The sequence below is a fragment of the Psychrobacter sp. SHUES1 genome (assembly GCF_001652315.1).
Classification (GTDB): Bacteria; Pseudomonadota; Gammaproteobacteria; order Pseudomonadales; family Moraxellaceae; genus Psychrobacter; species Psychrobacter faecalis.
In genome coordinates this window covers 1-25,842 of the sequence record NZ_LXWA01000034.1, presented here as the reverse complement: position 1 = coordinate 25,842, position 25,842 = coordinate 1, and the positions used below count along the sequence as shown (strand labels likewise).

Annotated in this window: 18 protein-coding genes, 2 pseudogenes and 1 other annotated feature; of the genes and pseudogenes, 10 read left to right on the top strand and 10 right to left on the bottom strand. The window is 42.7% G+C overall.

Annotated elements, in window-relative coordinates; translation table 11 throughout:
• Nucleotides 1-106: 106 nt before the first annotated feature.
• On the top strand, nucleotides 107-808 hold the full coding sequence (locus A7325_RS03820) for an IS1 family transposase (protein ID WP_068404800.1): 702 nt from the start codon (nucleotides 107-109) through the stop codon (nucleotides 806-808).
• 539 nt (nucleotides 809-1,347) lie between these two features.
• The gene (locus tag A7325_RS03815; RefSeq protein ID WP_068404798.1) at nucleotides 1,348-2,460 is read left to right on the top strand and encodes a bifunctional 3,4-dihydroxy-2-butanone-4-phosphate synthase/GTP cyclohydrolase II; all 1,113 of its coding nucleotides are present in this window, start codon (nucleotides 1,348-1,350) and stop codon (nucleotides 2,458-2,460) included.
• Nucleotides 2,461-2,534: 74 nt separating this feature from the next.
• Nucleotides 2,535-2,650: a sequence feature (AL1L pseudoknot), on the bottom strand.
• A gap of 421 nt (nucleotides 2,651-3,071) precedes the next feature.
• Here A7325_RS03815 and A7325_RS03810 read toward each other — a convergent pair.
• Both A7325_RS03810 and A7325_RS03805 read right to left on the bottom strand, forming a co-directional pair.
• Nucleotides 3,072-3,269, bottom strand: a complete 198-nt coding sequence (locus A7325_RS03810; RefSeq protein ID WP_068404796.1) for a tautomerase family protein — start codon at nucleotides 3,267-3,269, stop codon at nucleotides 3,072-3,074.
• Between the two features lie 389 nt (nucleotides 3,270-3,658).
• A pseudogene (locus A7325_RS03805) lies at nucleotides 3,659-4,884 on the bottom strand (IS3 family transposase).
• A gap of 597 nt (nucleotides 4,885-5,481) precedes the next feature.
• On the opposite strand from A7325_RS03805, the gene A7325_RS03795 reads away from it, so the two are divergent.
• The 6 genes from A7325_RS03795 (at nucleotide 5,482) to A7325_RS03770 (ending at nucleotide 14,747) form a co-directional block, all read left to right on the top strand.
• The gene (locus tag A7325_RS03795) at nucleotides 5,482-6,651 is read left to right on the top strand and encodes a siderophore-interacting protein (protein WP_068404792.1); all 1,170 of its coding nucleotides are present in this window, start codon (nucleotides 5,482-5,484) and stop codon (nucleotides 6,649-6,651) included.
• An 89-nt stretch (nucleotides 6,652-6,740) separates the two neighbouring features.
• Nucleotides 6,741-7,505, top strand: coding sequence for an ABC transporter ATP-binding protein (locus tag A7325_RS03790; protein WP_068404790.1), 765 nt, complete (start codon nucleotides 6,741-6,743; stop codon nucleotides 7,503-7,505).
• Nucleotides 7,502-8,476, top strand: coding sequence for an ABC transporter substrate-binding protein (locus A7325_RS03785; RefSeq protein ID WP_068404788.1), 975 nt, complete (start codon nucleotides 7,502-7,504; stop codon nucleotides 8,474-8,476). The genes A7325_RS03790 and A7325_RS03785 overlap by 4 nt, the downstream gene beginning before the upstream one ends.
• On the top strand, nucleotides 8,473-10,446 hold the full coding sequence (gene fhuB, locus A7325_RS03780) for a Fe(3+)-hydroxamate ABC transporter permease FhuB (protein ID WP_068404786.1): 1,974 nt from the start codon (nucleotides 8,473-8,475) through the stop codon (nucleotides 10,444-10,446). The genes A7325_RS03785 and fhuB overlap by 4 nt, the downstream gene beginning before the upstream one ends.
• A 146-nt stretch (nucleotides 10,447-10,592) precedes the next feature.
• Complete coding sequence (locus A7325_RS03775) at nucleotides 10,593-12,881, top strand: TonB-dependent receptor (protein WP_068404784.1); 2,289 nt, start codon at nucleotides 10,593-10,595, stop codon at nucleotides 12,879-12,881.
• Nucleotides 12,882-13,034: 153 nt separating this feature from the next.
• Nucleotides 13,035-14,747: a multidrug ABC transporter permease/ATP-binding protein gene (locus A7325_RS03770; RefSeq protein ID WP_068404782.1), complete on the top strand. Its 1,713-nt coding sequence runs from the start codon at nucleotides 13,035-13,037 to the stop codon at nucleotides 14,745-14,747.
• A 150-nt stretch (nucleotides 14,748-14,897) separates the two neighbouring features.
• Here the strand turns inward: A7325_RS03770 and A7325_RS03765 are convergent, their stop codons facing one another.
• From A7325_RS03765 to rluF, 6 genes are all read right to left on the bottom strand, one after another.
• Nucleotides 14,898-15,191, bottom strand: coding sequence for a DUF3325 family protein (locus tag A7325_RS03765; RefSeq protein ID WP_197488867.1), 294 nt, complete (start codon nucleotides 15,189-15,191; stop codon nucleotides 14,898-14,900).
• A 1-nt stretch (nucleotide 15,192) separates the two neighbouring features.
• Nucleotides 15,193-16,893 (bottom strand): PepSY-associated TM helix domain-containing protein, encoded by a 1,701-nt coding sequence (locus A7325_RS03760; protein ID WP_082894274.1) that lies wholly within the window; start codon nucleotides 16,891-16,893, stop codon nucleotides 15,193-15,195.
• A 27-nt stretch (nucleotides 16,894-16,920) separates the two neighbouring features.
• On the bottom strand, nucleotides 16,921-17,211 hold the full coding sequence (locus A7325_RS03755) for a hypothetical protein (RefSeq protein ID WP_068404778.1): 291 nt from the start codon (nucleotides 17,209-17,211) through the stop codon (nucleotides 16,921-16,923).
• Between the two features lie 60 nt (nucleotides 17,212-17,271).
• Nucleotides 17,272-19,443, bottom strand: coding sequence for a TonB-dependent siderophore receptor (locus A7325_RS03750; RefSeq protein ID WP_197488866.1), 2,172 nt, complete (start codon nucleotides 19,441-19,443; stop codon nucleotides 17,272-17,274).
• Nucleotides 19,444-20,299: 856 nt separating this feature from the next.
• Complete coding sequence (gene ppiC / locus A7325_RS03745; protein WP_068404774.1) at nucleotides 20,300-20,578, bottom strand: peptidylprolyl isomerase PpiC; 279 nt, start codon at nucleotides 20,576-20,578, stop codon at nucleotides 20,300-20,302.
• Nucleotides 20,579-20,688: 110 nt separating this feature from the next.
• Entirely contained in the window at nucleotides 20,689-21,681 is a 993-nt protein-coding gene (gene rluF, locus A7325_RS03740; RefSeq protein ID WP_068404772.1) for a 23S rRNA pseudouridine(2604) synthase RluF, read from the bottom strand.
• A gap of 419 nt (nucleotides 21,682-22,100) precedes the next feature.
• On the opposite strand from rluF, the gene A7325_RS03735 reads away from it, so the two are divergent.
• Entirely contained in the window at nucleotides 22,101-23,096 is a 996-nt protein-coding gene (locus tag A7325_RS03735; protein ID WP_068404770.1) for a diaminopimelate dehydrogenase, read from the top strand.
• Nucleotides 23,097-23,221: 125 nt separating this feature from the next.
• Here A7325_RS03735 and A7325_RS03730 read toward each other — a convergent pair whose 3' ends face one another.
• Both A7325_RS03730 and A7325_RS03725 read right to left on the bottom strand, forming a co-directional pair.
• On the bottom strand, nucleotides 23,222-23,935 hold the full coding sequence (locus tag A7325_RS03730; RefSeq protein WP_068404819.1) for a DUF6977 family protein: 714 nt from the start codon (nucleotides 23,933-23,935) through the stop codon (nucleotides 23,222-23,224).
• A 248-nt stretch (nucleotides 23,936-24,183) separates the two neighbouring features.
• Nucleotides 24,184-25,503: pseudogene (locus A7325_RS03725) on the bottom strand (short-chain fatty acid transporter).
• 85 nt (nucleotides 25,504-25,588) lie between these two features.
• Between A7325_RS03725 and A7325_RS13380 the strand changes: the two are divergent.
• The coding region (locus tag A7325_RS13380) for a helix-turn-helix domain-containing protein (RefSeq protein ID WP_156508490.1) at nucleotides 25,589-25,842 on the top strand (254 nt) is incomplete at its 3' end.

Here is a 25,842-nt window from a genome sequence, read left to right as displayed (position 1 = left end):
CCCCTTAAAAGGTCACGTAGCCTTTTTCGATGGTGGTGTGTCAGAAAGTATGCTGAGGAAATAAAAGGAGGAGTGACAGCCAGAGCAAGATGATATATTTGAGGTTATGAAGACACAAATAGATATCAGTTGCCCCGACTGTCACAGTCCCAGTTTTTCGATACACGGCAAAAAAAGCTATGGCAAGCAGAACTACCAGTGCAAGGACTGCAAACGTCAATTCATTGGCGACCATGCCTTAACTTATCATGGCTGTCACTCTAAAATAGAAGACATCATACGGCTAATGACGGTTAGAGGTTGCGGCGTCAGAGACATAGCCGTTATAGCCTCTATTAGTATTGGTAAAGTCCTTAGCACCATAGGCTCATCTGTTTATAAGATTACGCCTAAGAAGCGCTATTATGAACGCTTAGAGGTTGATGAATTCTGGACTTACGTGTATCGCAAAAAGCGTAAAGTTTGGCTTATTTATGCTTATGACCGCGCTACCAATGAGATTGTTGCTTATGTTTGGGGCAAACGTGACCTGAAAACAGCTAAGAAGCTAAGAGCCCGTCTTAAACAACTGAAAGTCAGCTATGGTTCTATTAGCATGGATAACTGGGATAGCTTTAAAACCGCCTTTAAAAGTGATAACAAACGAATTGGCAAACAGCACACCATAGGTATAGAAGGTAATAACTGTCGCCTTAGACACCGATTGCGACGAGCCGTTCGAAAGACCTGTTGCTTCTCAAAGAAGTTTGATAACCACTTTAAGGTGTTTGATTTGGTATTCTTCTATGTCAATTATGGCTATGTCTGATGTCAGCATACTTTTTAGAACACCACCAAATAATAGTCTGATAAGGTTTAGTAAAGTCTTACAAGCTGTATGTTGAGCTTGAATACAATTAAACTGGAATTCAAAAGGGTTTGAACTATAGATTGCCAAGACAGGTGTGGTTTGATTATTATCGTCGAGCTGCGTAATTAAAATCTCCCAAGTTTAACTGGGCGGATTTGACGGCAGGGGTCATAGTTTCGTAGAGTATACCGTTAAATAGATATTGATGATAAATTCTTCTAAGGTCAGCTCATAACTTTGTTGATTTCTTAGTCGAAGACACTAGATTAGTGAGGTGCTCTTCTTTTTTCAATGCTATTCCATATTGATAGTGAATTAAAGCTTATAACTCACTTCTATAAAATAACTTCTACAGTTTAAAGATGAGACGACACTTTAGGATGAAAAGCGTTAAAATGTCTCTGTATATATAAGCAATGTTTAAATCAACTGTAATAGACAGATAATGTTTTATATTCCAAATCACACCTATAAATAATAAAAGATTGAGACCTTCTATGAGCTTAAATACGATTCCTGAGATTATCGAAGACATTCGTGCGGGCAAAATGGTCATCTTGATGGACGATGAAGACCGCGAAAACGAAGGTGATATTATCATGGCAGCGACTCATGTGCGCCCTGAAGACATTAACTTTATGATTACCCATGCGCGTGGCTTGGTTTGTTTGACAATTTCAAAAGCGCGTGCCCATCAACTGGCATTGCCGTTAATGTCAGATCGCAATGAAGCGAAGTTTAATACTAATTTTACTGTGTCAATTGAAGCGGCTGAAGGTGTTACTACGGGTATTTCTGCCGGTGATCGCGCGCGTACTATTCAAGCAGCGGTAGCCTCTTCAGCCAAAGCTGAAGATATTGTACAGCCTGGCCATATCTTTCCTATTATCGCGCAAGATGGCGGCGTATTACACCGCGCGGGTCACACCGAAGCGGGCTGCGATTTGGCGCGCTTAGCAGGACTTGAGCCAGCATCTGTTCTTGTCGAAATCCTCAATGCTGATGGAACGATGGCACGCCGCGATGATCTTGAGATATTTGCTAAAGAGCATAATATCAAGATAGGTACCATTGCCGACCTCATTAACTATCGTATTGCCAATGAGCAAACAGTGGAAGAAATTGACTCACATCCTTTTGAGACTGAGTATGGTACATTCACCTTGCATCGTTTCCGTGAGTTTGGCGCTGACGAAACTCACTTAGCTTTAGTAAAAGGTGATGTGAGTCAAGGCGTCAGTACCGTTCGAGTACATGGATTTCAACCGTTACGTGACTTATTTGCTGCTAAAAATGATTCAACTGGACGTAGCGGCTGGAGTGTGCGTTCGGCGTTAGAAGAAATAAATAATTCAGAGCGCGGCGTGTTAGTTTGGATTGGCAATCATCAACCGATTGATTTAGGTGACGCGCTTGATAAAACTTCTGTCAACCAAACTATGTCTACTAGTGCTCAGCAGCCTTACCGTAGCATTGGGGTTGGTGCGCAGATTCTACGCCATTTAGGTGTTCGTGATATGCGCTTATTGTCCTCACCGATGAAGTTTTACGCTTTGTCAGGTTTTGATTTGAACGTGGTCGATTTAGTACATGCTCCTGAGAAAAAATAAAGATACTCTAGTAAAACCAATGAAACAGACTGGATGACCGATGCTCTAGCTGTTTAATACGGTAATAGGTGAATGAGGCAATCCGTGGGATATCACAGATTGGCTCAATCCTGTAAGTATCTTTATAATAATCGATGAACTTAACCATCACTTGGGCGGCCGGCCGAGCTCCGTCTGGACGAAAATAGCCGCCGCCTTACGTATAATATCATTGGCTTGCTTTAGCTCTCTACTCTCTCGTTCAAGCTCTTTGATTCGTTGTTCTTGGCGTTGTGCTTGAACTGAGGCGAGTACGGTTTGATCTATGATCGAGGAGGAGTCGTTTGCTCCTTTAATTAGAATACGAACAGCGCGCTCTTTAATTTCAGGAGTGTATGCTTGTCATTGTCTTATTCTCTCAGAATATTAAGTCGCCGACAATTCCGAGGTAGTTCACTTGCTAGATGAGAAGGTTAAACTTGAGGTTTGAGGATTAAAGTCTCAAATTCAAAGTAACATAGTTCTTGAAAAAACAATGTTTGGGAAGTTACCTTCAAAGTGATTACTTATATCAAAAAACGGCCTAGAAAATCTAAGCCATCTTAATTTGATGAATATCTTAAAAATATCTACTAATTTGATTTTTTTAATGTCTCAGAAAAAAGCTCTCCAGAGATAGCCCAGTTTTCCGTTTTTACATCATTAAAAATTACATAAACATATTGAGGGTCTACCCCTGTATGTTTAGCGATAGACTCAGTCACATCTTTGGCGATTGAGGCTTTAGCTTCATCCCGACCTTCAAACATCTGAATATTTACTACAGGCATAATCACTAATCCTTATTGATACTTGTGGATGACTCAATGTCAAAGCTATCTTATAAGAATTGGTAGGTATAAATAAACAGTCCAAAAGCGTTTCTATTGTTGAATGATATTCCACAATATCGCATAAAGTTTCCTTATATGACTGTCTTTAATTTTTAGCTAATTGAAGTGGCCTTTAGAAGACAACCGTACGAATTCATCAATGATAAAACGGACACTGGGCATTAAATAACGATTGGCAGGCCATATTACGTGTAAACCGACAGGTTCAGGAGTTATCTGAGACAGTAGAGGCACAAGGTTGCCTCTACTAATCGCATCTCGCAGTAATGATTCTGGGAATTGACCCCTGCCGTCAAATCCGTACAGTTAAACTTGGGAGATTTTAGTTACGCAGCTTGACGATAATAGTCAAACCACACCTGTCTTGGCAATTTATAGCCTAAACCCTTTTGAATTCTCGTTTGGTTGTAGTACAACTCGATATATCTAATGATATCGGTAATAGCAGCAAATCTGGTCTTATAGCCCTGATGATATACAAGCTCATTCTTTAATACACCCCAGAAGCTCTCTATGGGTGCGTTGTCATAACAATTACCTTTGCCACTCATTGAGCCTATAAACTGATGCTGTTTAATAATCTTATGATACGCATGGCTACAGTACTGACTACCTCTGTCAGAGTGAACAATTAGTCCCTTGCTTGGTCTCTTATTCTTAATTGCCATGTTCAATGCTTTGCAAACTAAGTCAGCGGTCATACGTTTGTTGATGGCATAGCCAACCCGCTCTTTGGTATACAAGTCTTTAACGCCTGCTAAGTACAGCCAGCCCTCGGTTGTCCAGATATAGGTGATATCACTGACCCATGCTTCGTTAGGACGGTTGACGTCAAACTGCTGATCGAGCACGTTGTCATAGATGAGCTTATTATGATTAGAGTCAGTAGTGACCTTAAAGCGCTTGTGGCGACGGCATTTGATGCCATGCTCCTCTTTAATACTTCTGACCATGTATGGGCTGATATCATATCCTTGCTCATTTAGATGCGCATGCAGACGCTCAAAGCCGTAGCGCTCCTTTGTTTCACTGTTTGCCGCTTTGATTAGCAGCTCAGACTGGTTATGATGTATCTGCTGAGCGCTGATGTCACGACCCAGCCAGTCGTAGTAACTTGAGGGTCTAATCTGTAGTACACGGCACATGCTACTGATGCGAAAGAGTTGCTGGTTGTCTTTAACAAAGGCGTACTTTACTAGCTGTGTTTGGCGAAGTACGCCGTCGCCTCACTCGAGCATAGCTCTCCCCTTGCGTCGGGGCGAAGCAGTGCTTCGCTTTATCCCTCCTCATTTAGTATCTCGCGCTCCTCTTCAGCCACTTTAAGCTGTCTTTTGAGGCGCTTATTCTCTTCTAGCACGGCCATTAGCTGTGGGTCATATTGCTCAGTCCCTGCAAGCTTGCCTTGAGTGGCTTTGTTCTGCCAGTTAGATAGCGTTTGCATCGCTATACCAAGCTGCTTTGCAGTCGCTGAAATATTGCCGTTATTGTCTGCTATCTTCTTGACGGCTTCTGCTTTAAATTCATCGCTGTAGGTTCTTACTTTCTTGACCATGGTAAACTCCTCTTTGAGTCGTTAGTTTACCAAGTTTAGTTGTACGGTTTCTTCAGCATAGCTCAGTTTGGTGACGACTATTTTGTAATATTGCTCTACCATTAAATAGATATTGATGATAAATTCGTCTATGGGCATCTCACAACTCCATTGTATTCTTGGTCGAAAACAATAGATTAGTGAGGTGCTCTTCTTTTTTCAATCACTTTCGAAGTTGAGAGTGGGGTTGTATAACTTATGAAGCGTTGATTTGCAATGGCTTAACAACTGATGAGCAGGACGGAACACCTTCTACTTTTTAGCATGAATTTTATCCATTACAAATGAGATCACAACTTACTATTTATAAATGCATTGACAGTCAGTCTTATTAACGTAATAATAATCTAGATGTTAATGGTTATCAATAACGCTTAGGTGTTTTTAATTCACATTATCGATTACTAATTCTATCGCCTTGCTTGGCTAGCAATACTTATTGATTAAACTTTTGCTATTTTTATCTCTATTCTCCGCTACCTTATATTTTCAGATGCCACTTACTTGACGGTTATATGAATGAACCGTTATGTGATTTTCTGGCTTGGATGACCCTTTATGGCTGAAACGCTTACTCGTTATGACACCGATAAAACCCCATTAGCCATTGCTGATAAAGCCATGTTTATTCACCATCTTAATGAAGAGCATCAAGATGAACTTGCGATGTTTATCAATGCCTTTACCTCTGCCTCAGTCGGCGAGTACGATATAGTATCGATAAAAGAGCTGTATCCTGACGGCCTTTTGTTAGATGTTATGACGATGAATCGGTATCAAAATAACTCTAATGCGTTAAAAGATAGCAGTTCTACAGATAACAGCCTCACTGAAAACATTTCTAGTGTTAATCATCAATACTTCATCAACTTTTTTGTGCCTATTAGCGACGCTGAGACACTACATGAACAATATATAGCGTTATTGCAGGCATCCGCTACTAAGCTTGGTAAGCGTACGATCAAACTTCAAGAACAGCACTTTAGTGTGATTGATGGTTACTATGTCAGCCCTAATATGTATCGACTGGTGGTCACAGCACCCGATAATATCCCACTCAATCATCCAGGCTACGCGTATTTATTTGAGTTAAATGCTGAAGTTTTATCTACCATAAATGGTGAGTCAGAAAATAACGATAAACCTTTACAGCGCTACTACACCCTGCGAAAAGCATGGCGAGATCCAATCAGCTCGTCTGTTCAAGCTTGGATAGATGTTTATATCCATGGCGACACGCCAGGTGGTAATTGGGCACGCTCTCTCGTCTGCGGTATGCCAATAAAAACGGTGCGCGATTACCCTGAGAAAATAGAACACCTCAGTGAGGGACAATGCTTATTAATTTGCGATGAAACCTCTCTGCCTACCGTCGCCAATCTATTAGAAAACTGGCAAAATCCGTTGCCGCCCCTTGTCATTGCTATCACCGAAGATCCAGAAGACATCAATTATTTACACACTCTCAATCTCTGTCAGCACTTAGGTCATGATGAGCGTTTTCTACAAGACAATCTACTTCATATCATTAAAACGCCAACAACCGATCTTTCTGAACAAATCATGAGCTTATTACATGCAAGATTAACGACATTGCCTCTTAAGATTGGCAAGGTATGGGGTGCGCTTGAAGCGGCGGACATCAAGTCATTAAGACAACGATTAAAATCCACCCTTGGTTTATCTCGTCAAGATATGGTCATAAAAGTCTATTGGCGCGCTCAATAACTGCTTCAATTCCATAAATAAAATGAAAATCATTTGCATTAACCAGCTACTTTTCTTTAAAATGCCCCATTTACTTTCGACTGCTCACTATGATGCACATCAATAATCTAAGCCTAATTCGTCAAAAAAAAGTTTTGCTTCACCCGACTTCTTTTATCATCGAACCAAATAAACTGTATGCCCTCATTGGGCATAATGGTTCTGGTAAATCTAGCCTTATAAAAGCCATGGCAGGAGAGATGACACCCACGCAAGGTGGCATTGAAATAGAAAATACAGATTTGCGAAGTTTTTCCGCTAAAAGACTGGCGACGCATCTTGCCTACTTACCGCAAAATCTACCTGATGCGGGTGCTTTTACGGTCTATGAGCTTGTGATGTTGGGCAGATACCCTCATCAAAAATGGCTACAAAAGCCGACTGCTGATGATCATCAACAAGTAGAAAAAGCCATCGCCCTCACTCAAGTTGACGCCTTTAGAGATCGTCAAGTATCAACGTTGTCAGGTGGTGAGCGTGCGCGCGTCTGGTTGGCGATGTGCCTTGCCCAACAGACAAAGTATCTGCTATTGGATGAGCCACTAGCGGCGCTGGATGTGGTCTATCAAATAGAAGTGTTAAAACTGATTCGTCAATTGGTCGACGAGCAAGGCTTAGGTGTTGTGATTATCCTGCACGACCTAAATTTAGCAGCAAGATTTTGTGATGAATTTATCGCCCTAAAACAAGGCAAGCTGTGCCATATGAGTGATGTCAAACGCACCATGGAAAAGGATGTACTGCGCTCCATATTTGGTGTCGATTTTACCCTACTAACCCATCCTACCACTACTCATAAAGTCGCGGTTATATGAAAGCACTCACCTTTTCGTTCGGGCTATGTGTGGCATTATGCTCAAGTTTATTGTTAAGCGGTTGCCAGTCGTCTGACGCCACCTCACAAGCACCACAAGCGCCACAAGCAATGTCGCCTAAAGACAATCAAAAAGCGCCTAAAGTCATGACGCCTGATTGGGGTATTGCTGCGACACTGACTGCCATGGGATACCCACCAGTTGCTATGGGTGATAAACCTTTCTATAGAGAATGGGTCGGTAAGCCTCTTATACCTGATACGACTCTCGACGTAGGAACACGCTATCAGCCCAATCCTGAAATGCTCTCACAGCTAGACTTAGATTTGGTCATAGACAACGATTTTTATGCGCATCTGCGTCCTATGTACGGCGATTTGCCTATCCACTCTATTGAATTGACCAGTCCTAACAACATTGCAAAGTGGGAAGACTTTATAGAGCCGACGTTAGAATTGGGCCGATCTATCAATAAACCGCAAGCCGCACAAGATTATTTAGACAACAGTAAGAAACAAATCATTCAAGCAGGACAGACTTTTCACGCGCGTTATCCTCATATCAAAAAATTGGCTGTCGTGCAATTTGCCGATACCAATAATTTGCGTATGTTTTCTTATAACAGCTTGTTTCAACCTGCTTTAGAGACGATGGGACTACAGCTAGTGGCGTTGGCAGATGGCAATCAATGGGGGTTTACGCCCATTATGCTAGGAGATTTAGCGCAGCTTGATGACGATACTTGCCTTGTGGTCGTTGAACCTCTTAGTGACCTTCTCAAACTTGAATTAGAAGACAGCTTAGTGTGGCAGCGCTTGGGTTATTCCTTTGATCAAGCGCATGCATCGAGCAAAAAAGGCCGCTGTATCACCTTACTACCTGCGACATGGAACAACAGTGGCGTGGCTTCTATGAATGTCTTGGCCGAGCGCTTAACGAATGTCACTTTTGTAGGCCATACCGATTTATGATGAATAAAAATAATTTTTTGTCAGCTAACCGCATTTATATGATGGTCGTTTTCTTAATGCTGCTAGCAGTAGTCAGCAGTTATGCAGTCGTACATCAGCTATGGCCTCTCACTTTTTTAGAATTGTTCACCCCCTCGTTTGACCTATCATTTTCGGACATGAGTATCCAGCTACAAATCCTACCGACCATGTTGGTAGCATTGACCGCTGGTGGCCTTTTAGGATTGGTCAGTGTGTTATTACAACAGCTGGTGAAAAATACACTGGCCTCAGACACGACATTGGCAGTCGGTAGCGGTGCAAACATGGCGCTGCTCATTGTCACGTTATTTCTACCTAGTTTGGCGTTAGGGGGAAGTTTTTGGGTCGCCTTTATTGGCGCGCTTGGTAGTATGGCGATTGTTTTTCTTCTAGCTGCGCCTAGTCGCATGAATCCTTTGGTATTGGTGCTTGGCGGACTGGTGACCAATATTTTATTGGGCGCTATTACTGCTTTATTATTGATTTATTATGCTGAAGAAACCTTAAACGTTATGGTGTGGGCGGCGGGCAGTCTCACGCAGAATAACTGGCAAGTATCTACCGTATTAAGCACCGCTAGTGTGGTCGCCTTTATTAGCTTAATGCCTTTATTAAAGCCATTAGAAATAATGAGCTTAGATGATAGGCAAGCCAAAAGTTTGGGCGTTCCTATCAACCTCATTCGTGGATTGGTGGTGGGATTGGTGGCCCTACTGACTGCCCTTGTCGTCAGTCGCGTGGGCCCTATTGGTTTTATTGGCTTAGGGGCTGCCACGCTGGTTAATGTATTTTCGGTACGGCGTATTGGTTACCGCCTGCTTTTGAGTTATGTGTTTGGGGCGCTGTTGTTATGGATCACCAGTAATGCCACGACGCTATTACAACATTATTTAAGCCTAAATATTCCTGCTGATGCAATGACGGCCATACTTGGTGCGCCATTGGTAATATGGTTAATCGTGAGCCAAAGTCGTCAACATACCGATGAGGTTATACCGACTTTGGTTTCAGAACGCCGTGACACTCATTTAATAGGTTGGGGAATCGCCTTAATACTGTTGATAGTAGGCGTACTTATCTTTACGGCGACTTCAAATGGCTGGCAGCTTAGTACGCTAGGACATTTAATTATTGACTTTAGATTGCCTCGCACGTTAAGCGCAGCCGCCACTGGCATAATGCTAGCCACTGCTGGCGTGCTGCTACAAACCTTGACACGTAACCCGATGGCCAGCCCTGAAGTACTCGGTATCAGCTCAGGCTCGGCGATAGGTGTGGTACTGGCCTTTGTTTTCCTACCCAGTTTTGGCTACACAGGCATTATATTATCAGGATTATTGGGCGCTTTTATTGTCCTTAGCTTGATCTTATGGCTTGCCCGTCGAATCAATCCAGCTTATTTATTATTAGTTGGTGTGGCCATTGCCGCATTGATGGGCGGTTTATTAAGCCTGGTAAAAATATCTGGCGATCAGCGGCTACAAGCGGTGTTAAGTTGGCTATCAGGTTCAACATATCTTGCCAGTCCAGAAACGGCATGGATTTTAGTAGGGTTGGCTTTTATACTTTTCCTATTAAGCTTTATGGTCATAAAACCATTAGAAATATTGAGCCTAGGTAGCGGGATTGCCCGTGAGCTTGGGGTATCTTTGAGGTTGTATCAAACCTTGATACTCATTCTTGTAGCATTACTGAGTACGATATCAACATTGGCAGTGGGTCCGCTCAGTTTTGTGGGTCTGATGATTCCTCACCTTGCCAGCACATTAGGCGCGGTGAAGCTCAAACGTCAAATTCAACTGTCCGCTATCTTAGGCGCGGGCTTAATGGTCATAGCAGACTGGGTTGGACGCTATCTTATATTCCCCTATGAGATACCTGCTGGCACCATCGCTGCCATTATTGGCGGCGCTTATTTTCTATATTTGATGCGGCGTATTAGAGCGTAACCTATATGGTTAATACTTCAATAACGACATGACAACATTATCGCTATTTAGGGCTTTAAAAATTTTTAAAATTAATAACGCGCCACTATTGTAATGAAAATGCTTATCATTATAATAGTGATTTAACTTACATATTGGTAACATTCATGCAATTGTCTCGCCTATATTCTGCTCTATTTTGCCTCAAAGCAACTAACAGAGCGCGTCACCCATTTTCAGTAAAATCACTGTCTATCTTTCATCTTTCTACTTCAGTCGTTTTACTTGCTGCAAGCCAAGCAGCGTGGGCACAAACCGATATAAATAACAACAGTCAATCAGATGTACCAAGTGTGGTACTTGATACGATTGTAGTGACCAGTAGTGCGGATGCGTCAGCGGATGGATTGCCAGATGCTTACGAAGGTGGCCAAGTGGCGACCGGAAGCCGCGTAGGAATTTTAGGCAATCAAGACATCATGGATACGCCATTTTCTACTACCTCATATACCAACGAATACATTGCCAACCAACAAGCACAAAGCGTGGGCGACCTGCTCAAAAAAGACCCAACGGTACGCGTGGCCAGAGGTTTTGGTAACTTTCAAGAAGCTTACTTTATGCGCGGTTTCATCACCACATCAGACGATACGATGTTTAATGGCTTATATGGTATTTTGCCCCGACAGTATATCGCCACCGAATTATTTGAGCGTGTTGAAGTCCAACGCGGCGCTTCTGCCATGCTAAATGGTGCCGCACCTAGTGGCGGCAATGCTGGTGGTACGATTAACCTATTACCAAAACGTGCTAGTAATGACCCGCTACGTCAATTAACGCTTGGTTATGGTCAAGGTGACCAAGGTAAAATTGCCGTCGACGTGAGTGACCGTTTTGGCACTGAGGATGCATTTGGCGTGCGCTTTAACGCCGCTTATCAAGATGGCGATAGTGCCATCGATGATGAATCTTCAACATTAGGATTGGCAGCGCTTGGTCTAGATTATAAAGGCGAGCAATACCGATTATCAGCAGATTTGGGCTGGCAAGATAACAAACTCAAAGAGACTCGCCCTAGTGTCAATCTTGGCGGTGTTTCTAGCGTACCAAAAGCGCCAGACGGCTCAAAAAATTGGGCGCAGCCTTGGACGTACTCAGATGAAAAAGATATCTTTGGTACCATTCGAGGTGAATATGATTTTAATGATAATCTCACCGCTTATGGTGCTTACGGCATACGAAGTGGCGAGGAAGAAAACTCACTAGCCACCTTAACCGTCAACAGTGCTGATGGTGCGGGCACGATTTATCGTTTTGATAACTCTAGAGAAGATTTGGTACAAAGTGCCGAGCTTGGTCTACGTGGTAAATTACAAACCGGTGAAGTGACTCATAACTTGGTGTTGGCCGCAAACCTCTATGATCAAGAAGAAAAAGGCGCATTCGCATATGATTTTGGCAATCAGCTAGCGACCAATTTTTACCGCCCTACCGACTACACGGAAGTCCCTTTTACAAGTACAACTACGTTTGGCGGCAACTTAGACGATCCAAAATTAACCAATGAAAAGCAACTCCAAAGCTTTGCGCTGGCTGACACCATATCGCTGTTCGATGACAAACTGAAAACCACCCTGGGTGTGCGTCATCAAAATATAAAAACCACCAGCTATGATGCCAACACGCAGGCAGAAACGGCTCATTATGATAAGAGTGAGTGGACCCCAAGTATCGGTATTGTCTATCAACCGAACATGGACTGGTCATTCTACGGTAACTATATTGAAAGCCTTGCAGCGGGAAAAAGAGCACCTCTAGAGAATAATGGCAATCCTGTTACCAATGCAGGACAAGACTTAGCTCCCTATGTAAGCGAACAAACTGAAATTGGCGTGAAGTATGACAACGGGCTTATTGGCAGTAGTTTGGCAATATATCGTACTGATGCCGCACGTGACTATATCGATGCTTCAAACACCCTTATATCTGCTGGTAAAAACCGTCACCAAGGCGTAGAACTGACCGTATTTGGTAGTCCTAGCGAAAATATGCGCCTAAATGCGGGGGTCAGTTATTTAAGTGCCAAACAAAAAGACACCGGTGATGCGGCGTTAGATGATAATAAAGTCATTGGTCTTCCTACCTTACAAAGCAATGTCAATCTAGAATATGATGTTGCGGCACTCGAAGGATTAACCTTAACAGGTGACATCATTCATACAGGCCCACGCTACGCCGATAATGCCAATACCTTAAAGGTTGACGGTTATACGACGTTAGATCTTGGAGCTCGCTATAAAACCGTGCTAGCCGGACAAGATGTTACCTTAAAAGGCATGGTAACCAATGTCACGGGCGAAGATTATTGGCAGTCGGTCGGTGGCTATGCAGATGCTGGTTATTTAAATGCCGGTGAACCCACGGCGTTAAAAGTTTCAGCGACGTTTGACTTTTAAATTTAAACGCTAAGCTTCGCCAATGTGACTACTACACTGATTAAATTATCGTTATAGAATCATTACCAGAGTTAAATAAAAGGGATTAGGCGCCACCTACTCCCTTTTGTGCTATCTAAAAATACGCAAAATTCATTTTATTATTGAGTCCTTATGTCCTCTCGCGCTACAGCTTCTCTATATCATATGATCTGGTCGCATTATCGCCTGCCTTTTCTCAAAGTTATCTTACTGAATTTAGTCAATGCGGCGGTCAGTGTGGGTATTATTGCTTATATTAACCACACCTTTATCAGTCAGCCTGTTTTTAATACCTTATCATGGCAGAGCTTAGGCTATTTTTCAGCGTTAGTCGTCCTCCTATTAGTCACGACTTTTTTATCACAATATGCCCTAACCCGCTTGGGTCATAGATTTGTGTATGAGCTCAGAACCAAGCTGGTCAAACAAATCATCGATACCAACGTTCCGCAGATTGACAAATTAGGAAACGCCCAACTACTCGCCAGCTTGTCTACCGATATCCAATCGATTACCGTCGCCTTTGTCCGTATGCCAGAGTTGGTTCAAGGGGTAATTTTATCTAGCGGAGTCGCCTTATATTTGGGTTGGTTGTCATTGCCACTATTGCTGATCATCATGGTTTGGATTGTAATGACGATTTGGATAAGCACCATTTTGGTGAAGCACGTTTATAAGCACTTAACAGAATTAAGGGAGATTAATGATCTTTTGTATCAAGATTATCAATCTATTATCGAAGGGCGAAAAGAGCTTGCACTTAATCAGCACCGCGCGCAAAAACTGTATACCAATGATTTTTTGAGTCACGCCCAGTCCTATAAAGATCGCGTTATTAAAGCGGATACCTTTCACTTATCAGCAGTGAATTGGTCGAACATTATGATGTTTGCAGCGATTGGCGTCGTCTTTGCGGTCTCAAACTATCTTAATATACCCATGAGCGTTGCCACTACTTTTTCTTTAACCATTCTATTTATGCAATCGCCGCTGCTACAAGCCGTTGGCGCTTATCCCACTTTACAAACGGCGCAAGTCGCGTTAGATAAAATACAGACGTTGGCGCTTGCTGATTATCAACCAGCATTTTTAACCAATATAGCAGCAAATGACTGGCAGACCATCTCACTGAACAATGTGAGTTATCGGTATCAAGGTATAAACCACCATACACAAGAAGGTGTACCTGAAAATGAGACGCTTACTGATAGCATTTTAAAAAATGTCAATCTCACCTTGAGGCGTGGCGAAGTGGTGTTTTTGATAGGCTCTAATGGTAGCGGTAAGTCTACCCTTGCAAAAATAATTACTGGTATTTTTACGCCTACGACAGGCGCTGTAAAAGTAGACCAGCAGACAATTGATTCGGATAACAATACCAATTATCGGCAGCTGTTTTCTGCCATTTTTAGCGATCAACATCTTTTTAAACAATTAATTGGCAGCCAAGACAATGACCCTGATATGTCTTTAGTGACCGAGTGGCTGCATAAATTGAACCTGCAAGATAAAGTGACAGTAACTGACCATCGATTGTCTACCGACAAGCTGTCACAAGGACAACGCAAACGCTTGGCCATGCTGCTCGCTGTCGCCGAACAAAAGGACTTCCTGTTGCTTGATGAATGGGCCGCTGACCAAGACCCTGCTTTTCGCCGAGTATTTTATCAAACGCTGATTCCTGAATTAAGAGCCATGGGCAAAACACTGTTTATTATCAGTCATGATGACGGTTATTTTGAGCATGCTGACCGCTTGCTGATGATGAAAGAAGGAAAACTGACAGAGTTAAATGCAGAAGAACGCCAACGTGCCAGTGCGGACGCCATTGCTATGTTAGAGTAATTGCTCAGCTAGAATAACTGCTGACAAGTCATACCATTAAACTACTTAATTCCAAAGATTAGCATAGCCTTTGGCGGACAAGACACATAGCAAGCAGGAGAACTTTATAGCAGCATTTTATTTTTAACATAGCTCTTTTATATAAACTGACTATGCCAATTTTTCATAAACAACCATGCTCAAATATACAACTCCTGCTGCTACGATTAAGCTGGCAAACCAGACGACGATAAAATAACCAGTATGAGGTGCAAAAAAAGGGAAAATGAAACCTATCAATAGCAGTAGCAACCCCAGCCATCGTAACCATTGCTGTTTAGTGATATATCGTTTCTGCTCATAATGATGAAACTTGTCCCTATGTCTTTTACTGGTCATCATTAATGCCATCATACCTAGCAGATTAAATGCCAATAGCAATCCAGATAACAGCGCGTTAGACATACTATACATTTTCCATCTGAAGCTTTGAACGACTAGGCGACTTTATTTTTTGCTGGTGAGATGCTTTCTTAAAACTGACCATATAAGTAATATAAGCAAACAGCAGTGCTAGAATAAAAAACATAACGTCAAAGCTGATAAACAGCACATCGACGCTCAAGATACTGTGAAGCAATCCGCGCTCGGTAGTTAGGCTGTTGAGTAGCGGTGTGAATAAAAGCAATAGAGTGACCAATGATAATAATAGACGCCACGCCTGACGACTAGACAGTAATAACGTCAGCAAGAAACCAAGCGCCCAGATAATAAAAAACCCATCTACCTCCCACTTGCCTCGTCCTGTTAACTCTAACGGCAATAGACGATTGAGCCATAAAAAACCTATCATCGCTAAAGGCAATCCCGCTAGCGGCGCAATATTGAGCTTTTCTACTAACCAAAATCCCCAATCAGGCTTATCTATAGTTAATAATTGGCGGCGACGTTTAACCGTCCAAAGCACTAAGCCTGTTGCAATCATACCGCAGCCCGCTGCGCCACATAAAAAGTACAACCAACGCAGCCAATTATCCGCAAAGCGTCCTGCATGCAAACCTATCATGACCGCTTGTGTTTGGACAGCGAGCGGCGGAGGTCGACTGTCTTTGAGTACTTTTCCTGTTCGTCCATCATAAATACGAAACACCCCTAGCGTCGATAATTGATGCTCAGCTTTACCGTCGATAATAATCATACTTTGGTCAGTATTGGGATGATTAATACTGACACTGGTCACGGTATAATTAGGGTTACGTTTTTGCCAATCAGATTGTGTCGTGGCAAGCAATGGAGCAATACTGACCATAGGGGCAGCCTGTAACTCGGTTGCATCCGCTGCCCGATAAGAGTAAATCTCCTTAAAAAACTGCTCATTATCTACCCCAGATACCATGCCTGCCCACGGCATATACAAGGTTATTAAGGTAATGATGCCGGTAAAGGTAATCATCAAATGGAACGGTATTGGCAGCACAGAAAAAGCATTGTGCGCATCAAGCCACGAGCGTTGCCCCTTACCCCAACGAAAGGTAAAAAAATCCGTAAATATCTTTTTGTGGACAATAACGCCTGTGATAATAGCAATCAACATCATCATAGAAGCTATACCGACGATAATTCTGGCCCATATCACACTCATATAATGCAAATCAAAATGCATACGATAAAAGAAGTGACCGCCTACGGTATCTCTTGGCGTATATGCCATTTGGGTTTGCGTATCAAACTGGTATTTTAGCCTTTTGTCATCTGTAGTCACATTAATATGTAGACGTTGAGCAATATTATCGCCATTAATATCTTTAGCAATAAACCAGTTTTTGGCATGGGCTTGGGTTTGCTGTAAGTGAGCGATTGCCATAGCAAAACCATCTGACTTATCTTCTAGATACGTCATATTTTGGTTGTACGTAGATGCTGAAGACGTTAATAGCGTTTGTTGAGAGCGTGCTGGAAGTTCAGGTTGCATCCATGCCGTCAGCTCATTATTAAAATAACTGACCGTGCCCATCAGAAAAATGGTAAACAGCAACCAACCTAATAACAGGCCAAACCAAGTATGGACGTCAGACAAAATGACTCGATAGCCCTTCACTTTATTTTTACTTTTTGTCTGAATATTACTCATTGTGGCAGTTTGTATCTTAGTAGTGTCTGAGGGCATAATAACAGCCTGATGGTAAGAAAAAATCTAAATAGCGACATAATCAATCACCCCTAATAGCCCTGCAATACCGACGACCACCGCCCATGCCAGCCATAAACGACGCAAAAAAAATACTAAGACAAGGATGAGCGCGCATACAACAACGCTAGCAATTTGACCCCAATAGATGGCAGAAATCTCATCTATAGGTAAGGCCAAAAACATCAAACTCGTAAGCACCGCGATGCCATAGCTACCAATAATCGCTAAAAGAATACGACTGAGGACTTTAAACTCAGGTAGATAAAAACCATGACTGCTACGGCGCTTACTCATGTGACTGCCTGCGTATGAAAGTAAAAGGTCATGATTGGCATAAAAGTGAAAAGCGATCGATTAAAAGCGATAGGTTAATCTACCGACTACATTCAAAGGCTCACCGTAAGTCAATTCACTAAAAGTGCTGCCCGCAAGATACTTTTGATTGAACAAATTATTCACATTAACCTGCGCTTCAAGATTGTCGTTAAAGCTATATCTTGCCATGATATTGGCAAGCGTCACATCATCTTGTCCGTACTTTTCAGATTGTTTCGTCACAGGGTTTTTGACAATGCCATAGTATCCATTTGACCAGTCAACGCCGCCGCCAATGGTTAAATTAGGAATGATATGATCAAGATTATAAGTGGCAAACAGATTCAGCGTGGTATCAGCAAAGCCAGTATTGACGGTTTTGCCCTTGTTGTCTTCAGCATTGAAATGCGTATAACCAACACTCGCTTGCAGTTGGTCGCTGATTTGACCAGACACTTGTACTTCTACACCCTGACTGGTGGCACCTTTTGCTCCGTAGTAGGCTTTTTCCAGGTCGGTGCCGGGTATTATTTGACCGCCATCGAGTTGAGCAAGGTTGTCCTGCTCGATTCTAAAAATACTCACTTGGCTTTGTAATGCGCCATTATCTGACTCACTTTTTAGACCGATTTCATAGTTTTTACCTTCGATAGGATCGAGGAATTTACCGTTTATATCACGCTGAGTTTGAGGTTTGAAGATATCACTGTAGCTGGTATAAAGACTGTGATTGTCATTAATCGCATAGGTAATACCTGCGTACGGAGTCCAGATGTGTTTGGCTTCCGTGTTGACGTTACGGCCATACTGCACACCTGAGCGTTCAAAATCAGACACACGCGTGCCTAAAATAACGGCTAAAGGATCCGATAATTTGAGCTGAGTTGCTGCAAAAATAGCTTTTTCTTTGGTTGTGACATCAGAGCTGCGATTGCGCGCTCCCCATTCTGGTTCAGGATAACTGCCATCCCAGTCAGAAAAATCTGGGAGCGGCAATATACCATCAGGCGGTGACTTATAAGTAAAAGTATCAAGATCACTTTTGCTATAAGAGCCGCCTACGATGAGCTTATGCGTCTTTCCCAGCGCATCAAAATTACCGGTTAACTTGCTTTTGACATTGAACTGTTTGCGTTCGGTATCGGCATGAAATGGGTTTAGGTTAAAAATCAGTCCGGTATCAGGATTCACGACTTGGTCGCCATTGGCATACATATAAAGCAACTTTGGACTACTGTCACTCTCGTTATAGCTGGCATTGGTGGTTAAGTTCCAATCGGCATTAAAATCATGATCAATATCTGCAAAGTAATAGGTATTATCAGAATCCCAGTTTGTCCAATCTGCGCTGCCATTTTTACTGGTATCCCAATCTGCTTTTGAGCCATCACTTAGGTAGTTTGGCAAACCGCCCCACATGGTTGATTTTGATTTGTTGTGTTGACGGCTAGCACCCACACTGACCGTGGTGCTGTCGCCCACGTCCGCATCTACTGTGGCATACACCAGACTTTGACCCAATTCTTGACGGTCGATAAAGGTATCACCATCTTGGTAGCTAGCCACCACTCGGCCTCGTACCGCCCCACTTTCGCTTAATGACTGACTACGGTCAACACTGAGACCATACTGCCCGTAACGATCAACATTGGCGGATAGCTCTGTTTTTGGAACGCTACTATCAGCCCGTTTACGTATTAAGTTAACATTGGCAGAAGGGTCGCCTGAGCCACTCATCAAACCAGTCGCGCCGCGTACGATTTCAACATGGTCAAACATCGCGGTATTGGCAGAGTATTCGCCCATGGCAGCTTGCTGGACAAAATCGGTATTTAAGCCGTCAATTTGGAAGCTATTGATAGCAAAGCCTCTTGACGAAAGGCCATTACGCGCGCCATCAACGCTACTTACTTGGATAGTAGGCGTGCGTTTAAGCACATCTATTAGGGTGGTTGAGTTTTGATCTTTGATTTGCTGATTAGTGACCACACTGACCGCTTGCGGGGTTTCTTTGGCCGACAAGCCCATACCGGTGGCGCTACTAGTGACAGGGATTGTATAGCTGTCAGTATTTTCCGTGACTTGTTTATTGGTCTCTGCCATGACCACGATAGTCGGTAGCGTGGTACTTGGTTCTGACCTATTGTCGCCACGATTGATTTCAATGCCATTGTCATTGATTGGTTGCTGTGATACTTCAGCATGGATCATAGATGAGCTTACTGCCAACGAAGCAATGGCTGAAAGGTGCATGGTTTGCTTAACGCACCAACTTAAAGGGTTAGGTTTATGCTGTTTTCTACTTTGTGTAATCATAAACATCAATGGTATCTCAATGAAAGTGAGGAGAATTTAAGGGAAAGCAGTTATTCAAGACAATAGTGCTTACTAATACATGTCAGCTTTGTAGAGCATCATGAGAAATGAGCTATTTATTAATAGTCTTGGTGAATAAATATATGGTTTGTTACATTAGAGTTTGTACATGATAAAGATAATAATAATGATTATCAATACAGTATTGAAATATTTTTGATACAGTGAAGGTCTACGTCATGAGATAGCACTACTTTTTGACAGAAAACGTCAAAGATGAAAATAGCACAATAAAAGAGGCCACTTTTAAAAAGTGGCCTCAATTAAAGATAAGCACAGTATTTGTTAAAAATTAAAGGGTTGTCCTAGATAATCAGTTCATTTCTTGTTTAACCTATTGTTTTAGCTGAATGAGCTGCGCTCGATAAACTGTAGAACCAAACTTAGGTAATTCCAATCGCAATTTCGGTTAGTCTCTACCCTAATGGCAATACCAAGTCTATGCTTCTTCTTAAAGTTCCTAACCTCTTTTATCCTACTTGAAGTCAGTTGCCAATGCTGCGGAGCAATAACTTCACCCCCTATCATCAAAAATTCAGCTAATAGCCCATGTTGTGACGTTTTAATACCAAACTTTCAGTAATATCTAGAGGTAATGTGCTTTTTTTTGAGCGATGGGCTTATCGTTATTATTTAAGCGACTCGCGTTTTTATATAACTTTCGTGCATTGAGTAAATAAATATCTAACGCTTACGTTCTATAAAGCACCTTAACCACATGCCAGCCAAATTTGGTTTTCACTAAATGTGGGATAAAAAGTTCGCCGTTAAAGCAAACTTTATCAAATGCTGGTACCATTTGACCTTTTTTAAACTCACCTAAGTTGCCGCCTTTTTTACCTGATGGGCAAGTTGAGTGTTTCTTAGCCAGCACGTCAAACTGCGCACCTTTTTTAAGTTTGGCCATAATGTCATCAGCCAGTTCTTTGTCTTTTACTAAAATGTGTAAGGCGCTAGCGGTACGAGCCATAATGTAAACCCTTTATAAAATATCGATTATCGCGGCATTATATCACTACTTAGTTTGGTTACTAACCTAACTTAAATGCTCCACTGCATCAAAAGTCATTACCTATTAGGCTATCGTTTTGAGGACCGCGAAGAACCTCGACCTTTTGCAGGATGCTTACCATTAGCAGCAGGTTTGCCATTGCCCCCAGACTTCTTGCCATCCCCGAAAGGACGCTTACCTTTAGAACCCGCTGGTTTTCTAGCGCCATCTTTGGAGTGCTTAGCATTTCCCTTTGCTGCGCCCGCTGGTTTTGACGACTCTTTTGATCTTGATGAAGTATCAGTACGCGGTTTTTTTCGTGGCGACTTACGCGATTTCTTAGCAGCAGTATTGTCTTCTGAAGAAGAGTCTTCTATAGATTTCAGTAAAACAGACAACTCTTTTGGGGTTAAATCTCGCCAGTCTCCAACGGGAATACCCTTTAGGCTCACATTCATAATTCGTGTGCGTTCAAGCTTTACGACTTCATAGCCAAAATGCTCACACATACGGCGGATTTGACGGTTTAATCCCTGTACTAGCGTAATATTAAACACGGTAGGCGCTACCTTAGTCACCGGGCACTTTTTCGTCATCCTGCCCAAAATAGGTACGCCACCTGCTAGACCTTCAATAAAACTATCGGTTATCGGCTTATTGACTGTCACCACATAATCTTTCTCGTGGTTATTACCCGCACGTAACACCTTATTAACCAAATCGCCATTGCTCGTTAAAAAGATTAAACCTTGGGAATCTTTATCCAAACGTCCAATCGGGAAAATACGGTCGCTATGTCCAACAAAATCAACGATATTGTTTTTCTCAGAGCTTTCTGTGGTGCTCACAATCCCGACTGGTTTGTTCAACGCAATAAAAATGAAATCGTCTGCTTCTCGTGGCTCAATGAGTTGCCCGTTAACTTTTACCGTATCTCCAGCAACCACTTGCGCACCTACTTGAGCACGTTTGCCATTGACGTACACGTTACCTTGTTCAATAAAACGGTCAGCGTCGCGCCGAGAGCAAATACCGCTTTCGCTAATATATTTATTTAAACGAGTCGAGGAAGTGTTAAACATAAAGTGCCATTTTCACCTAATAAAAAGCTTTTTGTACTAAGAAAAAGACTGAATTGAATGAATAATCAATAACGAGATAGCTGACATTATATAGGAAATTCAGTACCTATTTTAAGAGAGATGAACCCAAACCTGTTTATCATTACTAAAAACAACTTAGCGACTCATTGAGGCAGTCATATTATATAAGGTACATACTTAAACACATCTGAAATTTAGTATGACCGCGCCCTATCACTTGTAAACATAATCCTCTAAAATAGATGCCATTTCTACCAATCAGTTATTCATTACAGGGCAGATTACTGCGCATACTTTACTTCACAGTAAGTAAGTATGAATTGCATAGCATTGTTACTTGTTACGTATCACTTTAGCAGTAATGGACTGTCCGCTCTATCAACGTAAGGCTAATCATAATGACATCAATAATTAGAGTCGCCATCGCCGGTTACGGCAACCTTGGGCGCGGCGCCCAAGCCGCCATTAAGCAAAGCCCAGACATGCAGCTGGTTTGTGTATTCAGCCGCCGCGATCCTGCCTCCGTCACTCTGATTGACGACAGCGTGCACGTTTACGCGATGGACGATATTGCCCAATATAAAGATGATATAGACGTGCTGATATTGTGTGGCGGCTCTAAGTCAGATCTGCCTGAGCAAGGCCCAGCGCTCGCTGGTTTGTTTAATATCGTCGACAGTTTTGATACTCACGCCAAAATCCCTGAGTACTTTGCCGCGCTTGATACGCCTGCCAAAAAAGCCAATAAAGTCGCCATGTTGTCTGTTGGTTGGGATCCCGGTTTATTCTCTATCAACCGCTTATACGGCGAAGCCATTTTACCGGTCGGCGAAACCTACACCTTTTGGGGCAAAGGCTTAAGCCAAGGACATTCAGATGCAGTACGCCGCGTCGACGGCGTCAAATCAGGCGTGCAATATACCATTCCCTCAGAATCTGCGATGGAAAAAGTACGCAATGGTGAGCAGCCAACGCTAAGCACCCGCGAGAAACATACCCGCGAATGCTATATCGTGCTCGCTGATGGCGCCGATAGCGATAGCGTACGCGATACCATCGTCACCATGCCGGATTACTTTGCCGATTACGATACCACAGTGCACTTTATTGACGAGCAGACGTTTGAGCGTGACCATCAAAAGATGCCGCACGGTGGATTCGTTATTCGCAGTGGCGTAAGCGGTATGGATAATGCGCAAAATAACCAAGTGTTAGAGTTTTCGTTAAAGCTTGGCAGCAATCCTGAATTTACCGCCAGCGTGCTCGTAGCTTATGCCCGCGCTGCTTATAAAATGAATCAAGCAGGAGAGAATGGCGCAAAAACCGTCCTCGATGTCGCGCCTAGCTTGTTATCGCCTAAAACGCCTGCCCAGCTGCGTAAAGAGTTGCTGTAAGTACTGGCTATGAATTAGAAATAAAAAAAATCTCCACGCTAAAAAAAAGCACCATGCCATGCAAGCTCGGTGCTTTTTTTATACTTAACTTTCTTTATACTTAGTAACTTAATTAAAAACATCCATCAAAGCAAACCATTTTCCAAAAGTTTAGCCGTATTACTGACTTTAAAGTCATGATATAAATCATAAAACACAATCGGGTCTTCGACGCCATCAAGCAACCCACGTTTATTGAGCGCGACAAACATCGCTAGCGAATAGGCCGCACAATGGATAGATTTTTTGGGATTAAACTCACGATCAGTAAAGGCCTGATACTGCATGACTTCCTCATTTAGCTGAGGATTTTGCTTGAGCGCATTGACATACAGCCAATCATAAAACGCAGTCAATGGTTCAAGACTCCACTCCATGCCAAAATAATCATAGCCAATCAGCTCACCAGAGGTTGTTAAACGCTCGTCTTTTTTGGCCTGTCTTGGTGCGACGGTCAGTAAGTCAAGATACGGCCCACCGTGTTCGAATACTTTACTGGCTTGCAAAGCATTTTCGACACTATAGGCTTGACCGTCATGCTCATTGGTAATTTTTAAGCTTAATGGACTGAGCGGGAAACTGAGTTTATTGCCAGATTTGCTAGACAGCTCTAAAACATGGCTAAAGCCATATTTTTTGCGAATGACTTGATGCATATCATTGATGGATTTTTTCTTTTGTCTACTGGCAAACCCCACGTGGCGCTCAAACCTCACCATGTCCGTTTTGACCAAATTGTCACTATTGACTCTAGGCATAAAGACCGGTTGATGCTCTACCGCGTTTGGCGTTTGTTCCATAGGATTCTGTTTTTGTTGCATGGCAATACGCCTTATATCAATGGTCTGGTATAAATATTTGGTTAAGAGAATTGATATGCTGCTTTATCAATGCTGCTTTAAGCGATTCATTTAATTTTAGGATAGCTATGATACCCCATTAGAGTGCGCATTTCATGGGGCGATATTGTTTTTTGTGTGAGGCGTTTTTGTTTTTCAAAAAAAAGCCTTACCTATAAACTAGGCAAGGCCATCACTTACAATCTTAGTTATAAAAACAACAACCCCAGCCCAATCACAACGCCGCTGACAATCAGCACAATGACACAAAAACCCATGATATCCTTGGCTTTGAGTCCAGCGATTGCCAAGGCAGGCAACGCCCAAAACGGTTGAATCATATTTGTCCAAGCGTCACCCCACGCTACCGCCATCGCAACTTTAGCTGGATCACTACCGAGCATCTCCGCCGCCTCTAACATAATTGGCGCTTGCACCGCCCATTATCCGCCACCTGAGGGGACGAAAAAGTTAACCAGTCCTGCGCTTAAAAAAGCAAAAAGCGGAAGCGTATCCACTGTCGAGACGTTGACAAACGCTTCTGACATCACTCCGGCCAAACCAGAAGCCGTCATCATACCCATAATCCCGGCATAAAACGGGAATTGGACGATAATCCCGCCCGCCCCTTCGACTGCTTCTTGAATAGCAATCAAATACTTACGCGGCGTTCCATGGAATATAATCCCAAGGAATAAAAACATGAAATTCACCAAGTCGAGCGTTAAAGCAAAGCCGTTCTGCACGAAATAGTAAACGATAAAAGCAATACCCAATAAGCCGATGACCATGGATAAAATCCAACTATTCTCTAAGCGCTCCGCTGGGGTCATCGCTGACTTTGCTGGAAGCGCTTCAACGATAGGGTCTATTAAAAGTTTTGGATCTACCGTAATCGTATCTTCTTGTTTTGGCATCATCAGACGATTTAATAACGGCACGATAATGACCAATGCCGCGACGATAATTAAGTTATAGCTCGCAAAAATGGTAGCACTCGTTGGAATCACCCCAATCTTATCGACGAATGGATGGCCTTCTGTTGCAATGGATAACGGAATCGAACCAGAGAATCCTGCATGCCAAATGATAAAACCAGAATACGCACTGGCAATAAGCAAACGGTAATCCATATTTTCGACACGTTTTGCCAATTCTTTTGCGAATAACGCGCCAATCACCAAGCCAAAGCCCCAGTTTATCCAGCTAGCGGCAAGGGATACCAAGGTGACCAATATAATCGCGCTACTGGGCGACTTTGCAAAGCTTGCCAGTTTGCCGAGCCCTTTTTTAAATATCGGACTACTGGCCAACACATAACCCGTAACCAGCACCAACACCATTTGCATCGAAAATGCCAGTAGTGCCCAAAATCCTTCGCCCCAAAACGCCACCATCTGTATCGGTGAGGAATCGGTCAGACCCAAGCCCATGACAAAAATAACCAAGGTCAAGATAATGACAAACAAAAATGGATCGGGTAAATATTTCTCCATTAAGCTGTTTGAGAAGCGTGTGATTCCTTTCATTTTAAACTCCCTTTTTATTTACATTTACACCTCTTTTCTAAGCTTAATATTATACCAAACCCAAGATATATAGTATAATCCACTTATGACTATACCAATACATAACCTAGAAGACCATGACTTTGGCAAACACTCAAAGACTGAGCGCAATCCCAGAGCCCGACTACGCCTGCTCATCTTATACCAATATAGTATAGGCAAAGCCACTAATGATATTGCCAAAGACCTCTGCATACATCCTGAAACTGCCAGACGGACATTGAAGCGATATTATGAACGAGGACTTGAAAGTCTCTACGATCGTCATCGTCGAGGTCGTCACAGCAAATTGGCAGAAGC

Bases quoted from the DNA above. Each gene is read 5' to 3' on its own strand.
- A7325_RS03820 (WP_068404800.1), top strand. From the start codon at position 107: ATGAAGACACAAATAGATATCAGTTGCCCCGACTGTCACAGTCCCAGT.
- A7325_RS03815 (WP_068404798.1), top strand. From the start codon at position 1,348: ATGAGCTTAAATACGATTCCTGAGATTATCGAAGACATTCGTGCGGGC.
- A7325_RS03810 (WP_068404796.1), bottom strand. From the start codon at position 3,269: ATGCCTGTAGTAAATATTCAGATGTTTGAAGGTCGGGATGAAGCTAAA.
- A7325_RS03795 (WP_068404792.1), top strand. From the start codon at position 5,482: ATGGCTGAAACGCTTACTCGTTATGACACCGATAAAACCCCATTAGCC.
- A7325_RS03790 (WP_068404790.1), top strand. From the start codon at position 6,741: ATGATGCACATCAATAATCTAAGCCTAATTCGTCAAAAAAAAGTTTTG.
- A7325_RS03785 (WP_068404788.1), top strand. From the start codon at position 7,502: ATGAAAGCACTCACCTTTTCGTTCGGGCTATGTGTGGCATTATGCTCA.
- fhuB (WP_068404786.1), top strand. From the start codon at position 8,473: ATGATGAATAAAAATAATTTTTTGTCAGCTAACCGCATTTATATGATG.
- A7325_RS03775 (WP_068404784.1), top strand. From the start codon at position 10,593: ATGCAATTGTCTCGCCTATATTCTGCTCTATTTTGCCTCAAAGCAACT.
- A7325_RS03770 (WP_068404782.1), top strand. From the start codon at position 13,035: ATGTCCTCTCGCGCTACAGCTTCTCTATATCATATGATCTGGTCGCAT.
- A7325_RS03765 (WP_197488867.1), bottom strand. From the start codon at position 15,191: ATGTCTAACGCGCTGTTATCTGGATTGCTATTGGCATTTAATCTGCTA.
- A7325_RS03760 (WP_082894274.1), bottom strand. From the start codon at position 16,893: ATGCCCTCAGACACTACTAAGATACAAACTGCCACAATGAGTAATATT.
- A7325_RS03755 (WP_068404778.1), bottom strand. From the start codon at position 17,211: ATGAGTAAGCGCCGTAGCAGTCATGGTTTTTATCTACCTGAGTTTAAA.
- A7325_RS03750 (WP_197488866.1), bottom strand. From the start codon at position 19,443: ATGATCCATGCTGAAGTATCACAGCAACCAATCAATGACAATGGCATT.
- ppiC (WP_068404774.1), bottom strand. From the start codon at position 20,578: ATGGCTCGTACCGCTAGCGCCTTACACATTTTAGTAAAAGACAAAGAA.
- rluF (WP_068404772.1), bottom strand. From the start codon at position 21,681: ATGTTTAACACTTCCTCGACTCGTTTAAATAAATATATTAGCGAAAGC.
- A7325_RS03735 (WP_068404770.1), top strand. From the start codon at position 22,101: ATGACATCAATAATTAGAGTCGCCATCGCCGGTTACGGCAACCTTGGG.
- A7325_RS03730 (WP_068404819.1), bottom strand. From the start codon at position 23,935: ATGGAACAAACGCCAAACGCGGTAGAGCATCAACCGGTCTTTATGCCT.